At 57.8% G+C, this 14,384-nt stretch carries 14 protein-coding genes and 1 pseudogene; 13 read left to right on the forward strand and 2 right to left on the reverse strand.

Translation table 11 applies throughout. The features are described from left to right. Nucleotides 1-7 precede the first annotated feature (7 nt). The 4 genes from VFX97_06085 (at nt 8) to VFX97_06100 (ending at nt 2,820) form a co-directional block, all read left to right on the forward strand. Nucleotides 8-466, forward strand: a complete 459-nt coding sequence (locus VFX97_06085) for an NUDIX domain-containing protein (protein HEX5702748.1) — start codon at nt 8-10, stop codon at nt 464-466. 99 nt (nt 467-565) lie between these two features. After that, a complete protein-coding gene (locus VFX97_06090; GenBank protein ID HEX5702749.1) occupies nt 566-1,444 on the forward strand; it encodes a transporter in 879 nt (292 codons plus the stop codon). Between the two features lie 83 nt (nt 1,445-1,527). Then, entirely contained in the window at nt 1,528-2,184 is a 657-nt protein-coding gene (locus VFX97_06095) for a VTT domain-containing protein (protein ID HEX5702750.1), read from the forward strand. Between the two features lie 6 nt (nt 2,185-2,190). Then, complete coding sequence (locus tag VFX97_06100) at nt 2,191-2,820, forward strand: VTT domain-containing protein (protein ID HEX5702751.1); 630 nt, start codon at nt 2,191-2,193, stop codon at nt 2,818-2,820. On the opposite strand, the gene VFX97_06105 is transcribed toward VFX97_06100, so the two are convergent. Further along, nucleotides 2,803-3,636, reverse strand: a complete 834-nt coding sequence (locus VFX97_06105; protein ID HEX5702752.1) for an exonuclease domain-containing protein — start codon at nt 3,634-3,636, stop codon at nt 2,803-2,805. The two genes, VFX97_06100 and VFX97_06105, sit on opposite strands and share 18 nt — an antisense overlap. 41 nt (nt 3,637-3,677) lie before the next feature. Here VFX97_06105 and pyrE point away from each other — a divergent pair, with 41 nt between their 5' ends. The 9 genes and pseudogenes from pyrE (at nt 3,678) to VFX97_06150 (ending at nt 13,225) form a co-directional block, all read left to right on the forward strand. Continuing rightward, nucleotides 3,678-4,262 (forward strand): orotate phosphoribosyltransferase, encoded by a 585-nt coding sequence (gene pyrE / locus VFX97_06110; protein HEX5702753.1) that lies wholly within the window; start codon nt 3,678-3,680, stop codon nt 4,260-4,262. Nucleotides 4,263-4,439: 177 nt separating this feature from the next. Beyond that, entirely contained in the window at nt 4,440-5,192 is a 753-nt protein-coding gene (gene truA / locus VFX97_06115; protein HEX5702754.1) for a tRNA pseudouridine(38-40) synthase TruA, read from the forward strand. Between the two features lie 161 nt (nt 5,193-5,353). Then, the gene (locus VFX97_06120) at nt 5,354-6,145 is read left to right on the forward strand and encodes an isoprenyl transferase (protein ID HEX5702755.1); all 792 of its coding nucleotides are present in this window, start codon (nt 5,354-5,356) and stop codon (nt 6,143-6,145) included. A gap of 126 nt (nt 6,146-6,271) precedes the next feature. Then, nucleotides 6,272-7,156 carry a phosphatidate cytidylyltransferase gene (locus VFX97_06125; GenBank protein ID HEX5702756.1) on the forward strand — a complete coding sequence of 295 codons (885 nt, stop codon included), beginning with the start codon at nt 6,272-6,274 and terminating at the stop codon, nt 7,154-7,156. Nucleotides 7,157-7,158: 2 nt separating this feature from the next. Continuing rightward, entirely contained in the window at nt 7,159-7,569 is a 411-nt protein-coding gene (locus tag VFX97_06130; protein HEX5702757.1) for a cytochrome c oxidase assembly factor Coa1 family protein, read from the forward strand. 5 nt (nt 7,570-7,574) lie between these two features. Continuing rightward, nucleotides 7,575-8,777 (forward strand): 1-deoxy-D-xylulose-5-phosphate reductoisomerase, encoded by a 1,203-nt coding sequence (locus VFX97_06135; protein ID HEX5702758.1) that lies wholly within the window; start codon nt 7,575-7,577, stop codon nt 8,775-8,777. A 94-nt stretch (nt 8,778-8,871) separates the two neighbouring features. Continuing rightward, entirely contained in the window at nt 8,872-10,305 is a 1,434-nt protein-coding gene (gene rseP, locus VFX97_06140; protein HEX5702759.1) for an RIP metalloprotease RseP, read from the forward strand. 72 nt (nt 10,306-10,377) lie between these two features. Next, nucleotides 10,378-11,508, forward strand: a pseudogene (gene ispG / locus VFX97_06145) (flavodoxin-dependent (E)-4-hydroxy-3-methylbut-2-enyl-diphosphate synthase). A 205-nt stretch (nt 11,509-11,713) separates the two neighbouring features. Further along, nucleotides 11,714-13,225, forward strand: a complete 1,512-nt coding sequence (locus VFX97_06150; protein ID HEX5702760.1) for a hypothetical protein — start codon at nt 11,714-11,716, stop codon at nt 13,223-13,225. A 79-nt stretch (nt 13,226-13,304) separates the two neighbouring features. On the opposite strand, the gene VFX97_06155 is transcribed toward VFX97_06150, so the two are convergent. Continuing rightward, entirely contained in the window at nt 13,305-14,381 is a 1,077-nt protein-coding gene (locus tag VFX97_06155; GenBank protein ID HEX5702761.1) for a DNA polymerase III subunit delta', read from the reverse strand. Between the last annotated feature and the right edge of the window lie 3 nt (nt 14,382-14,384).

Genomic DNA, 14,384 nt, shown 5'->3' on the forward strand with positions numbered 1-14,384 from the left:
CCCAATCATGCCTAAGAAAAGCGCCGGCTTGTTGCTGTACCGGCACCACGAAGGTTCAATCGAGGTGCTGCTCGTTCATCCGGGCGGTCCGTTCTGGCGCAACAAAGACGAAGGCGCCTGGACCATTCCCAAAGGCGAATTCCAGGATGAAGTACCGCTCGCCGCGGCCCAGCGCGAATTCAAAGAAGAAACCGGCTTGGCACCTCCCGACGGGAACTACATTCCCCTAACGCCGATCAAACAGAAGAACGGCAAGATCGTTAGCGCCTGGGCCGTGGAAGGCGACTTCGATCCGGCAACACTGAACAGCAATGAGTTCGAAACTGAATGGCCGCCGAGATCGGGCCGGATGCAGAAGTTTCCCGAGGTGGATCGAGCTGAGTGGTTTGCGCCGGACGTGGCGAAGCAAAAGATGTTGAGTGGGCAGGGAGCACTGGTGGATGAACTTATTGGCAAGCTCGAGTAATCCGGGCGTTTAATCATCCTGACGAGGGACTTAGGCGTTGACGCTTAACGCAACGCCGCATTACAATTCGCTCGTTCAGCTTGATTGCTAACCTTCAACGTGAATAGACAAAACAATTTACTGAATCTTTGCGTAGCAGCTGTTATCTGCGTGATTGCGGCTGCGTCTGGTGTGCGCGCTCAGCAGCGGCCGCTGATCACCGAAGACGTCGACATCATTCCGCCCGGCTCAATGCGGTTGGAAGTCGGCATGGATTTTCTGCAGAACGTAAAGTTTCCGGTCTCAGGTTTGAATGGCGACCTGACGCGGGCGGGCGTCATCGGCATAAACATTGGGCTGTCCCCGAACGTGGAAGTGCAGATTGAGGGCGTCGCGCAAAACTTCCTGAGCATAAATTCGCAGGGTCTAAGCGCAATTCCTTTGGAGCTCGCCCCCGGCGCCAACTCAACGAACGACTTCGGCGACTTCACGCTCTCAACCAAGATTAAGCTGCGCGCGGAAACTAAGAACGGGCCGTCGATCGGGTTCCGGTTCGGCGTCCAGCTGCCGAACTCGAGCCAGGGCCGCGGCATCGGTCTGAACCAGACCAACGCATACGGTCAGGTGCTTGTCGGAAAGAAGTTCGGCCGCAACGGCCGCGTGAACACGTTTGGCAATCTCGGCGTTGCTATTCTCACGGCGCCAACCCAACTGTTCTCGCAGAACGACGTGATCACCTACGGCGCCGCGAGCATCATTCGGCTCAATGATCAATTCAGCATCGCCGGCGAGGTAAACGGCCGCGTGAACACGCGCCCCGGCGACGGACCGTTGGGAACTGAGTCGCAAGGCGAAGCGCGCCTGGGAATGCAGATTCGCGCGTCCGGTCTGAGATTCGATTTTGCCGGCATCAAAGGCCTGACAAGTCACAGCCCGCGCTCGGGACTTACCGTAGGCGTTACGTACGACACCCCTTCAATCTTCAAACCAGCACAGTAAACCGGTGACAGATAACTGGTAACAGGTGACAGGTTGCTACGACCATCTTCCTGTCACCCGTTACCTGTCACCTGTCACCGATTATGTTTGATTGGCTCGATGCCATAGCCCGACGCGTTGGAGGTTTCATTGTCGGCGTGCCGGTTTACTACGCCGGGCCGGCGATGATTCTGATAGGCGCTTTGGACTCGTCGCTGCTCTCGCTGCCTGAAATCAACGATTACCTCGTGGTTGCGCGTTGTTACGCGCATCCGAAGACAGCTTTTTTCTTTCCGCTTTTTCCCGCAATTGGCTCCGTGCTTGGTTGCTTGCTCCTGTACACGATTTTCAAGCGCGGCGGATTGGCAGTTCTTCATCGACGCTTTCGCGCCGATCGAGTCGCGAAGGTTGAGCGTGCTTACGCGCGCTTTGGGGTGTTTGCGCTGGCGATTCCGGCTTTGTTGCCGCCGCCTTTGCCCTTCAAGATTTTCGTCGCGACGGCGGGCGCGTTGCAGTTTCCGCGGCGCAAGTTTCTGCTGACGATTCTGATCGCGCGATCGACACGCTATTACGTAGAAGGCATCCTCGCGGTTTACTATGGCGAAGCTGTCCTAAGATTCCTGAAAGACAATGGACTGCTCATCGTGAGCATCGTCGCGGCGGTGGCCGTGCTTGGCCTCGCGATTTACCTCATCTCGCGCCGGGGCAGAACGGCCGTCGAAGAGGGGAAGCACATCACTGAAGATTCACTGAAAGGCTGATCATATTTGAAGGCTTTAATTCATAAGATTACCGAAGCGCTCGGGCAGATTTCGCAATATCTGATTTCACTGGGACCGTTTGGACTATTCGCAATCGCGTTTTTGGATTCGGTGATGGTGCCGATGCCCGGCGGCGTGGATGCCGTGCTGCTTTTGTTGGCGGCCGCGCGGCCAGGTTGGATGTTGATTTACGTGGCTGCGGCAACGATCGGTTCAACGATTGGGTGCGTGGCTTTGTATCGGCTCTCTCAGCGTGCCGGGAAAAAAGCGTTATCAAAGTTTTCTGCATCAAAGCAAAAACGCGTCAAGGACTTGATCGACCGTTATGACGTGATGTCCGTGCTGGTCGCTTCGCTACTGCCGCCGCCGTTTCCTTTTAAGCTGTTTGTGGTTTCGGCGGGTGTGTTTCGGCTGAACCTGATGCGGTTCACCCTGGCCGTCGCGGGGGGACGCACCTTTCGTTATTTGCTGCTGGGGTTTCTGGCCGCGCGTTACGGCGATCAGGCGAAGGAGTTAATAACTCGTTACTATCCGGCGATCGGAATCACTCTCGCCGTACTGATCGTGGTGTTCTTCATCGCGAAGGCGCTGATGCGCCAGTCCGGCAAGAGCGAGCCGTCAGGAGTCGAAAGCTAGCTGCAGCTCGCCCGCCGCAAGCTTGGCCTGAAAACTCCGGGCTTCGGCCAGCGTGAGAATCCCATTCTCAGACAAGTCGTTCAGCAAACGGAGAAAAACGCGGGCGGTGGCCAGCGCATCATCAGCGGCACGATGTCGGCGCGAGACTTCGAAACCAAAGTACGCGACGAGGGAATCGAGTCCGTGACTCTCGCAGCGCGGCACCAACCGGCGCGCCAGGTCAACCGTACACAGATGCGCGTTCCGCAAACGGTAGCCGGGGAAGACGCGGGCTATTTCGCGGTTCATGAGCGGCAGATCGAAATTCGCGTTGTGTGCGACCAGCACCGCATCACCGATGAAGTCCAGCCATTCGTCCGCGACTTCCGCGAACTTGGGGGCCGTCAGCAGCATTTCGGTTGAGATACCGGTGAGATTCGTCAAAAACTTCGGCACGACCGCTTCCGGATTTACCAGCGTTTCGAACTTGTCGAAAATATCGCCGCCGCGGACCCGGTAAGCGCCGATTTCAATAATCCGCGCCGGCGTTCGGCGTTCGTGAGTTGCTTCGACGTCGACCACAACGAACTCGAGGTCCCGCAACAGGGCCGAGTTGGAGTCTGGGGCTGCCGCCAGGTGATCGGCTTCGAGAACGAATCGCGGATCGTTCTCGACCAGCTCGCTGATCATCGAGGCGGCCAATTCGCGGTCGATATTGGATAGGAGAAAGATTGACTCTGCGACTTGCAGAAAGCTCGCTCGGCCGCCTTGGGCGCGTATTAGTTCGAGAGTTTCATCTATCAGAGTAGAATCAGAAACAAGATTGCGTCGCACCATCACGGGGCATTGTACGCGACGGTGCAAGCGCAGTGCTAACTATGAAACAGACTGAGGTGCTGGAAACATTCAAACGAACGGGCGCGCTGCTCGAAGGACACTTCGTCTTGTCGAGCGGGCTGCACAGTTCTGTCTATTTGCAGTGCGCGATCGCGCTGCAAACCCCTTCAGTGGCGGCGCAGTTTGGCGAAGCGATCGCCGAACAGTTTCGCGAAAAGGGAATTGAAACGGTAGCGTCGCCGGCAATCGGCGGACTCATTATCGGATATGAAGTAGCCCGGCAACTCGGAGTGCGATTCATCTGGACTGAGCGCGAGCAGGGCGCCATGACTTTGCGGCGCGGTTTCACCGTCCGCCAGGGTGAACGCGTCCTGGTGGTCGAGGATGTGATCACGACCGGTGGCTCGACCAGGGACACAATCAAAGCGCTAACTGAGAATGGTGCTGACGTCGTAGGTGCCGCTTCAATCATCGATCGATCCGGCGGCGAAGCTGACGTCGGCGTACCAAGGTTCTCGCTGGCGACGCTGAATGTTCCGGCGGTGCAGCCGGCGGATTGTGACGCTTGTAAACGTGGTGAGCAGGCGGTGAAACCCGGGAGCCGGAAGATTCAAGAGTCCGTTTAGAGGCGGGCTACTGCCCGCCGGCTTTCGCGAGTGTTGGCGGGTTCGATCCCCCTCCTCGTGAACGGGGAGGGGTTAGGGGTGGGGTTGTGCGCGGGCAAACCTCTCCCCCCCCGGCCCCTCTCCGCAAGCGGAGAGGGGAGCAGAACGCACATCAGCCGGCAGAGCCTCATACTCTCCATGAACTTCAAACTTCTGCTCCAATACGACGGCACTGACTTTCACGGCTGGCAAATTCAGGAAGGCTTGCGAACCGTGCAGGGGGAATTGACGCGCGCTCTCTCGTTGCTTGACGGTCGTGAAGTTGTCGTCCACGGTTCAGGGCGAACCGACGCAGGCGTGCACGCGGAAGGACAAGTCGCCAGTGTGCAGCTACAGCGTGAAATTACTCCAGCCAAACTGCGCAGCGCGATTAACGGAAATCTGTCGCCGGATGTGCGGGTGCTGTTTGTGAGCGCCGTTGCCGAAGACTTTCACGCGCGTTACTCGGCGCGTGGTAAGACCTACAGCTACCGCATTGTGCACGGGCCGGTGATGCCGCCATTCTGGTCGCGCTATGCGCTGCTCGAGTCTCGGGCGCTGAACCTCGAGTTAGCGCGCCGCTGCGCGACGTCGTTTGTGGGCGAGCACGACTGGACCGCTTTCTCGGCGGCGCAATCGGACGTCGAGTCGCGAATCCGCCACGTAACGCGCTGCGGTCTTGAACATAGATGGAGCGCGCGCGGCCGTTGCCATCTGATCGAAATCAGCGTCACCGCGAGTGGCTTTCTGCGTTACATGGTGCGGTCGATTGTGGGAACACTGCTGGCGGCAGCGCGTGGCGACATCGTTGAGGAGACCGTCGTGCGCGCGCTGCGCGAAGGCAAACGTGAGTTGGCCGGCCCAACGGCGCCCGCGCACGGCCTGACACTGATCAGTGTGCAGTACGATTGACAGTCTTTTCGCTTGCGGTAAGAATTAAGCCTCTTTCGTTTTGAGTTGGCCGGCGTCGCAATGAAGTCGGTGCCATTCGCGTGAGCGAATGGATCACTCAACTTTCAGGGAATTTATGACCCACCCGCTGACGCAGGTGGTTCTGGCTTCATATCCAATCAGTGCACGAAAACTTCACAGAGGTAGTTGAGAAAGGCAGTCGCGACGAGCGCCTGCTTTCGTCGATCGCGTGGGATCGTCTGCCGCAGCACATCGCGATCATTATGGACGGTAACGGGCGCTGGGCGGCGCAGCGTGGACAGCCGCGCATCGCCGGACACCGCGCCGGCGTCGAAGCCGTGCGCGCCGCGGTCGATACTGGCGCGCGGCTTGGTTTGGGCGCGCTCACGCTCTACGCATTTTCGACCGAGAACTGGAAGCGCCCGCGTTATGAAGTGGATGCGCTCATGCGGATGCTGCGCAAGTACCTGCGGCTTGAGTTGGAAGAGATCAATCGACAGAACATTCGGTTTCAGACAATTGGCCGCACTCACGAACTTGCGCCGAACGTGCAGCAGGAAATTGTGCGCGCCGGAGAGCGCACGGCGAAGAACAGTGGGATGGTGCTGAGCGTCGCGCTGAACTATGGCGGTCGCTCAGAAATCGTCGATGCGTCCCGCGCGGCAATGCGCAGAGTAATCGCTGAGAAGCGGACGCCGGATGAATTGTCAGAGGAAGACATCGCGCGCGAGTTGTACACGCGCGACTTACCTGAACTCGATCTCCTGGTGCGGACCAGCGGTGAGCTGCGCATTTCGAACTTTCTTTTGTGGCAAAGCGCGTACGCGGAAATTCATGTGACGGAAACACTGTGGCCCGACTTTCGCCGTGTGCATCTGCTCGAAGCGATTGTCGATTATCAACAACGCCGCCGGCGGTTCGGGGGACTGAAGCTCGTCGTGAACGCGAAGTAGGGTCGGGGGCCCTTGAGCCTGATGTTGATTTTAGAAAAGGGCTGCTGCCCTCCTTTTCTCAGACAAAGGCGGGCGGCCCGCCTCTAAACAAAAGTTGGATCAGATAGGCGCCCTTCTTACACTCTCTTGCCGAATCAACCAGACAAACCGAATCCGCTGTCGAAGCTCAACGCGATTCCGTCCGGCGTCGCCCGTCTGCTGACGGCGGTTATTCTGCTGCCCATCCTCATTGCGTCGATCTTAGTGCCCCGGCTTGCGCCCGTGTTCGTGGTGCTGGTCGGCGTCGCGCTGCTTCTGGCGCTGCTCGAGTTTTGGATCATCGCGGCCAAACAACAGATTCGGGCTGACCCGGTCGCCGGGTTTCTCGGCGCCGCTGCCTTGTTTACGATTTTTTATTTCGCCGATCCACGCGAGGCAGTGGACTTTTCAGCGGTCGTTGCGGTTCTCATCCTGCTGACCATTTGTTCTTTGGTGGCGGCGATGCTGCGGGGCGCCCCCTTCGAACGCATGCTGGCGCGCAGCGGAGCCACCGTGATCGGTGTAATGTACGTGGTCCTTTTGGGAAGCCACCTCGTTGCTGTGCGCAACGGATTCAGCGCAGAGCTATCAAAGGACCTCCTGTCATTTTTCTTTCTTGTGCTGATGGGTTCGGATGCGGCCGCGTATTACGGCGGCCGGGCGTTCGGAAGACACAAGCTGGCGCCAAATGTAAGTCCGGGAAAAACCTGGGAGGGTGCAATTGCCGGCATGCTCGCGAGCCTGTTGCTGGCGACCGCGGCGCATTACTGGTTCTTCCGGCAGTTGCCTTTGAAGTTCGCTTTGCCGCTGGCGGCCGCGATGAATGTTTTTGGTGTACTCGGCGACTTAACTGAGAGTGCGCTAAAACGCAGCGCCGGCGCCAAGGACACGGCCAAGATTCTCCCGGGGCATGGCGGCATGCTCGATCGGGTCGATAGCTTGCTGTTTAATGCGCCGCTCATCTACTATTTTGCCCTGGCGTACTTCCGCTGATTATGTCCACCAAAAAAATAGTTCTGATTGTCGTCGGAATCCTGGCAGTTTTGGCGCTTGTGGGTGCGCTCTTCGTCGGCGGTATCGTGTGGTTCGCCTTCAGCACGATGAACAATAGCAAAGCCGCTGAAACTGCACGCACTTATCTGCGCACAAATGAAGAGCTGAAGCGAGACATCGGCGAGGTCAAGGATTTTGGCTCCTTCCCGACCGGCAGTATTAATACCCAAAATCAAAACGGTGAAGCGACGCTGAACTTGAAAGTGTATGGCGAGCGAAAGACTGTCAATGCGACGGTCTCGCTCGCGTATCGCAGCAACCAGGACTGGCGCGTCACCGAAGCGTTCTACGACGATGATGGACGTAAGGTCGTTCTGAAAGCCCCCTACGAAGACCAGCCGCCAGCGCGGTAACTCACATGACAGCTCGTGGAGTTTCTATTCTCGGCTCGACCGGCTCGATCGGCTGCAACACTTTGCGCGTGATCGAAGCGCTGGGCCACGATCGCTTCCGTGTCGTCGCGTTGGGCGCCGGGCGAAACATCGATAAACTCGCCGACCAAATCGAGAAGTTCAATCCTCAACTTGTCTCAGTCGAATCCGAAGAAACTGCCGAGCGACTGCGAAGCGAGCTGGGCAGTAGAGCAGTGTCGGCACCCACCATCCTCGTTGGTGAGTCAGGTTTAGTTGAGGTTGCAACGCGCGACGACGCGGAAATTGTCGTGTCAGGTACGGTGGGCGCCGTCGGATTCGTGCCGACGCTCAGGGCGCTGGAAGCAGGGAAGCGCGTGGCGCTCGCAAACAAAGAAACGCTCGTGATGGCCGGCGCGCTGATGACGCGGGCTGCGGAAAAATCGGGCGCAGAGATGCTGCCCGTGGATTCGGAACATAACGCGCTGCATCAATGTCTGCGCGGCGAGAACCGTTCGGAAGTGCGCCGGCTGATTCTAACGGCATCAGGCGGCCCGTTTCGCACGCGTGACAAAGCTGCTATCGAATCGGCGTCGGTTGCTGAGGCGCTGAAACATCCGACCTGGAACATGGGCGCGAAAATCACAATCGACTCAGCGACTTTGATGAACAAGGGGCTCGAAGTGATTGAGGCGCATTGGCTGTTTGGATTCGACGCCGAGCAAATTACCATCGTTGTGCATCCTGAGTCGGTCGTGCATTCGATGATCGAATTAGTGGACGGCTCGGTTATCGCGCAGATGGGCGTGACGGACATGCGCCACGCAATTCAGTACGCGCTCACTTATCCCGAGCGCCACGCATCTGAACTTGCGCCACTCGATCTGACAAAGTTTTCGTCGCTTAACTTCGAACCGCCCGACCTCGATCGCTTCCCGTGTATTTCACTGGCGTATCGCGCATTGAAAGCGGGCGGCACCACCCCGGCGGCCCTGAACGCGGCCAATGAAGAAGCCGTACGCGCATTTATTGAAGAACGCATCAACCTCACCGACATTCCTCGTGTCATTGAGGCTGTGATGACTCAACATGCTCGTCGCGAGGCTGATACTCTCGAAACCATTCTGAAGGCTGATCGTGATGCCCGTGTGACTGCGACGGCAGCTATCGACCAGCTTGCCGCGCCAACGGTCGAGACTACGGCCGCCTAATCCGAACTCGCCAACCTTCACTGCGTTTGACGCATCTCTACCGTCCGCTTACACTCGGAATTGTTGATGGATTTTTCATTAAGATAGTAATCAAATGAGCCTTTTACAAAGTGGCATTATTGGCGTTCTCGCCTTCATTTTCATTCTCGGCACCGCGGTTGTCCTGCACGAATTCGGGCATTTCATCGTTGCCAAACTCTTCAAAATCCGCGTTGAGACCTTCTCCGTAGGCTTTGGCCCGCGGCTTTTTGGATGGAAGAAGGGCCACACGGATTATCGGGTTTCGCTGATTCCGCTGGGTGGCTATGTGAAGCTCGGTGGCGACGAATCGAACGCACCGATCGAAGGCGACGGCGCGTCCGACATACCCGCGCATGAACGTTTCGACCTCCGGCCACGTTGGCAACGCATCCTGGTTGCGGTGGCGGGGCCGGTAATGAACATCCTGACGGCGATCGCAATTCCATTCGCGGGCGCGATGATTTACGGCGTGCAGCTCGCGCCGCCTCCGGTGGTGCGGTACCTGCTCCCGGGAGGCGCAGCAGAAGCGGCCGGTCTTCAGCCCGGTGATCGCATCGTCGTTTTTGACGGGCGCGAGAACCCGCGCTGGCGCACGATTGCTGATGATGCGCTGCTGTCGCCAGGGAAGGATCTGCCGCTCGAGGTTGAGCGTAACGGGCAACGAGTCAAACTCACCATTAAGCCGACGGCTCGCACCGAACAAGGCGAGACGATGGGGACGCTCGACTTTCTTCCCGATTACGGAAACCTGCCGATCGTGGTGCGGAACGTCGAGGCCAACAGCCCCGCGGCTGAATCGGGATTACAACCCGGCGACCGAATACTTGCGGTCAATGGCGAGCCGGTAAAAAGCGCCGAGCAAGTCAGCCAGTTCATCCGCGATCACAAAGGGCAGCCGATCACTCTGCGGGTTCAGCGGCAAGGGCAACAGGTGGATATCACCGCGACCCCGCGCCGTTTGAACGCAAGCGAAAATCGCGAGCGGCTTGGTTTTCTACCTGACGAAGAGATTCCTTTTCAACGTGTAGGACCCATTACCGCGCTTTCCGAAGGGATCGACACGAACCTTGAATATCTTCGCGTTACCGGGAAAGCGTTAGGTCAACTGTTCACCGGCGAGCGGTCGGTGCGCGACACGATCTCCGGACCGATCGGCATCTATCGCGTCGCCGCTACTTCGGCGATCAAGTTCGGCTGGGCCGGCATCTTTGGGACGCTCGGTTTTCTAAGTCTCAACCTCGGCATCTTCAACTTGCTGCCCATTCCGGTGCTGGATGGTGGGGCGATATTTCTGTTGATGCTCGAAAGCGCGCTGGCCAAGGTTGGACTTAGCATCTCGCGGACGATCCGCGAGCGCATTCAACAGGTCGGGTTCGTAATGGTGATCCTCCTGATGGTGTTTGTGATTACGAATGACGTGATCAAGCAGACAGCACTGTTCCGCGGGTCCGGAGACCCAAGTCCGACACCCGCAGCCTCGCCTGCCCAGCCCGGTCCCACAAGGTGATAGAATCACGCTTAAGGTTTAGACGAGGGCGTTGCTCTCGTCGGTTGGCGGACAGCGCCCGCCTCTAAACGTCAGACATCTATGCGGAAGACCAGAGCAGTACAAGTCAAACACGTCCAGATAGGTGGCGGCGCGCCCGTGGTCATTCAGTCGATGACCAAGACGGACACGGCCAACGTCGATGAGACGGTCAAACAAATCGAGGAGATGGTCAGCGCGGGTTGTGAAGTTGTCCGCCTGGCTGTGCCGGACAACGACGCGGCGATCGCGCTGAAAGAAATTCGCAAGCGCGTTCCCGAAGTTCCGCTTGTCGCCGACATTCACTTCCATTACAAGCTCGCCTTGCTCGCCCTGGAAGCCGGCATCGACAAGTTGCGTCTGAATCCCGGAAACATCGGCAAGCACGAGCGCATCGTCGAAGTCGTTCGCGCGGCGCAAGCGCAAAAAGTTCCAATTCGGATCGGCGTGAACGGCGGCTCTTTGGAAAAGGATTTGCTGAAAAAGTATGGCACCGCCACACCCGAAGCGATGGTTGAATCAGCGATGCGTCACATCGGGATTCTGGAAGACCTGGACTTTACCGACATCATCGTTTCGCTAAAGGCCTCCGACGTGCACCGTACAGTCGCTGCGTATCGGCTGCTGGCTGAAAAGGTCGATTATCCGTTCCATCTCGGGGTGACCGAAGCGGGCACGGCTTTCACCGGCACTGTTAAATCGTCGATCGGCCTGGGCATTCTCTTGAATGAAGGCATAGGCGATACGATTCGCGTTTCGCTCGCCGCCGAACCGCAGGAAGAAGTGCGCGTCGCCTGGGAGATTGTGAAGTCACTTGGGCTGCGTACGCGAGGAGTGACCGTGGTCGCGTGCCCGACCTGTGGCCGCCTGGATGTCGATAATTTTGTGGAGATTGTGACTGAGATTGAAAGACGGCTGGCGCACATTCAGGAACCATTACATCTCTCGATCATGGGTTGTGCCGTGAACGGTCCTGGCGAAGCGCACGACTCGCAATTGGGAATCACCTTTGGCCGCGGCGTCGGTATGATCTTCAAAGACGGCGTACCGATGCGCAAAGTCGCCGGCGAAGACATTGTCGAAGCGTTCGTGATGGAGACTGAAAAGCTCTTGGCGGAAGGCCCCAAGGCGGCTCCGGAGGCGAATCTCACGCGCTTTGTCCCCGAACTCGTGACGATTTCCTAGTGGTTGCGCAGAAGAACCAGTTACGAAGGCCGCGGCCCCGCGGCCTTTTTCATTTGGCTGCGTTCGCCCGCGAAATCATTGACTCGCTCTCGTGTTGGTGATAGGAATTACGGCCGTTAATCGCAATCATTTTTCTCGCAACCGGCCAACCCGGGCCTGAGCTTCTGAAGTTTCAGTTAGGTGCATTCTCAAGGAGAACATTGCGATGCGATCCCCCAGTCCCCGTCTGATAGTTTGTGCGGCTCACTTAATCCTGGCCGCAGGCTTGTCTCAAACTTTTCTGTCTTCGTCCGAAGCAAAGCATAACGCTTGGCAGGGTGGCGTGAATGTCACCAGTAAAAATCTCGGCGGCGCGATTGAAGTCAAAATTGACACGGGGCGGTATGGCAACGTCAAAGTTTATCTCCCTGACGACATGCGGGCGGGCGACACGATTTCCGGCACTCTGGTTACCGAGCCGAAGGGGAACACGCCTGAGGAAGTAGCAAAAAACAAAAGCGAATTGGAAAGCCTCAGGCTCGGGTTGGGAAGCGAGACGGTTACCGTAACTGAGGCACAATTCACGGTTAAGACGCGAGAGATTGTCGACCTGCCCGCGTCCAGGCCAAATCTACTCAAACTCGTCGTTCTCGCGCCAGAGGTCAGTGCCCGACCAGTTACGCCGCAGCAAACGCCCAACTTCATCATCGACGGGGCGAATGTTGATCTTCCGCTCTATGATCCGCCCAAGGCAAATGCCGGCAGCACTATTGTTTTTCCGCTGTTGACGCAACAGGGACGGGCGTCAGTGATTCACGGGGCGTTCGATGGAGATCTTGTCGGTACCGGGTTGATTCGTCCTGGGTTTGGCCAGGACTCAGGCGGCCCAATCAGAGTGTTGGCTGAGTCGCCGCGCCAACTGGTTTTTGTCGCGCCCGAGGACATAACCGGCCCTTACTCGATTAACATCAAAGAAGGAGACAAGGCCTTCACCGGCAATTCGCGCAACATCGCCGTTCGGTTGAGCGCACCGAAGCTCGATTTGCTGCGTGGTGAAAAAACAACCCTGACGATCGAAGTCAGTGGGCTGGCCGGGATTATCAAGGATGTACCGCTGCAGTTGGATGCACGCGGCGTCATCAACATGGATGGCGGAAACTTTCAAAATCTTCGGATCAAACCCGAGGAGGTTAAGCTCGACGGCCGGTACACCACGAACCGTACGATCACCGCCCTACAGGCAGGTGGTTTCAGTGTGACGGCGACCGTGATTGTTCGCCCCTTCGATATTTGCTTGCAGGACGAAGTTGATCCGAGTCGCATGTTTCAGTTCAATAGCTTCACCGGCGATTACAGCTTCACCAACCTCGGCCCGGCAGATTCATCCAGAACCTCGGGCCTGAAACTCCAGCCCGGCGGCGGAGGCGGGGGCGCGGCCCAGACCGGCAAGCTCCAATCTGGCGGGGGAGGCAGTGGCGCCGCACAGACCGGTGCGGGAAGCGCGCCGCCGACCGGCTCCGCGGCCGGCGCCGTCACTTTTACGGGCATCGGCAAGCCGGCGATGAAAGGCTGCATCATCACGCTCTCGCACAACGCACCTGACCGTCGCGTGTTTGCGAAACTTGATGTTTGTACAAACAGCGGCGACGCTCAGGTCGAGACGAAAGCGACTAAGACTACTTCCGAGATTACCGACAAGAACACGGAAAACAACTCTTGTCCGTCTTCGCCGAAATAGTTTCTCTCTAAAATTAGTTGTAGAAGCGGAGTGTCTGCGCAGGCGACCGCTGTCGATAGGTACTGTCCTACTGCCAGGTTCAAGGCCGCCAGCGTGAGTAAGGCCCTTGAACTCGGTCGGGCTCTGTCATTGAAAACAACAGAGCGTCACTGGCGATCTTGCGATTGATGTTTACCTCGAGGGCGCCGCGGAGTTCTTCGATTTGCTGAAGCCAGGCGGCGGCTTCTGAGCTTCGCAGGTCACCGGCGATTCTTTGAAGCTGATCGACTACATCGAGATTCACCAGCGATTCTTTCGGCCTGCCCAACGACAAAGCCCATGCATCCCGAATCAAAACTTGCAGCACGCCCAGCGATTGCTCGTATTCATCGCGGTCTTTAATCGCGGCAAGCTCCTCTGCCGATCGCATCAACGCCGCGCGATCGCGTGCAACGGTGAGGGCTTCCAGCACCGCGATCATCGCTTCGCGTCGTTCGCGATATGTGTCGATTTCGGCCGCGCAGGCGCGACCGAGACTCCCACGCGATGTCCTGGCCAGTAGCTGCGCATCCTTCGGCGAGGTGTCCTTTGCCTCGATCAAAAACTTCTCAATTTCACCGGCGCTAATTGGCGCGAACTGAATTGTCTGGCAACGCGAACGAATCGTGGCGGGCAGAGCCGACGGATTGGTGGTCGTCAAAACAAGATGCGTCGTTGGCTCAGGCTCTTCCAGCGTCTTCAACAAAGCGTTGGCGGCCTGGTCGTTCATGTAATCGGCGTCTTCGATAATAAAAAGTCGGCCCGCGCCCTCGAACGGGCGGAAGTTGGCCTCGCGCTCTAGTTCGCGAATCGGTCCGACGCGGATGATCTGTTTGTAGGGCCGCACCATTGCGACGTCCGCATGCTCGCTCCAAATCAATCGCGTCTTATCTTCGTCGTCGGCGTTGAAAGGCGGAAAGGTCGAGTGAGAGATTCGCTTACACGATGAGCACTCATCACACGCCTCGAAACCGCGACGAGTTTTGCAATTCACGATCTTCGCCAGTTCCAGCGCGAACAGCTTTTTGCCGACGCCCTCTTCGCCGGTGAAGAGCAGGGAACCCGGCAAACGGCCGTTCTCAAGCAGCCGCTGCAGCGAGTGCTTCACTTCTTCGTTACCGATAAGGTTTGAGAACATGAT

Source organism: Pyrinomonadaceae bacterium (assembly GCA_036277115.1).
GTDB lineage: Bacteria > Acidobacteriota > Blastocatellia > Pyrinomonadales > Pyrinomonadaceae > UBA11740.

Bases quoted from the DNA above. Each gene is read 5' to 3' on its own strand.
- VFX97_06155 (HEX5702761.1), bottom strand. From the start codon at position 14,381: ATGTTCTCAAACCTTATCGGTAACGAAGAAGTGAAGCACTCGCTGCAG.
- VFX97_06085 (HEX5702748.1), top strand. From the start codon at position 8: ATGCCTAAGAAAAGCGCCGGCTTGTTGCTGTACCGGCACCACGAAGGT.
- VFX97_06130 (HEX5702757.1), top strand. From the start codon at position 7,159: ATGTCCACCAAAAAAATAGTTCTGATTGTCGTCGGAATCCTGGCAGTT.
- VFX97_06150 (HEX5702760.1), top strand. From the start codon at position 11,714: ATGCGATCCCCCAGTCCCCGTCTGATAGTTTGTGCGGCTCACTTAATC.
- VFX97_06105 (HEX5702752.1), bottom strand. From the start codon at position 3,636: ATGGTGCGACGCAATCTTGTTTCTGATTCTACTCTGATAGATGAAACT.
- pyrE (HEX5702753.1), top strand. From the start codon at position 3,678: ATGAAACAGACTGAGGTGCTGGAAACATTCAAACGAACGGGCGCGCTG.
- rseP (HEX5702759.1), top strand. From the start codon at position 8,872: ATGAGCCTTTTACAAAGTGGCATTATTGGCGTTCTCGCCTTCATTTTC.
- VFX97_06095 (HEX5702750.1), top strand. From the start codon at position 1,528: ATGTTTGATTGGCTCGATGCCATAGCCCGACGCGTTGGAGGTTTCATT.
- truA (HEX5702754.1), top strand. From the start codon at position 4,440: ATGAACTTCAAACTTCTGCTCCAATACGACGGCACTGACTTTCACGGC.
- VFX97_06135 (HEX5702758.1), top strand. From the start codon at position 7,575: ATGACAGCTCGTGGAGTTTCTATTCTCGGCTCGACCGGCTCGATCGGC.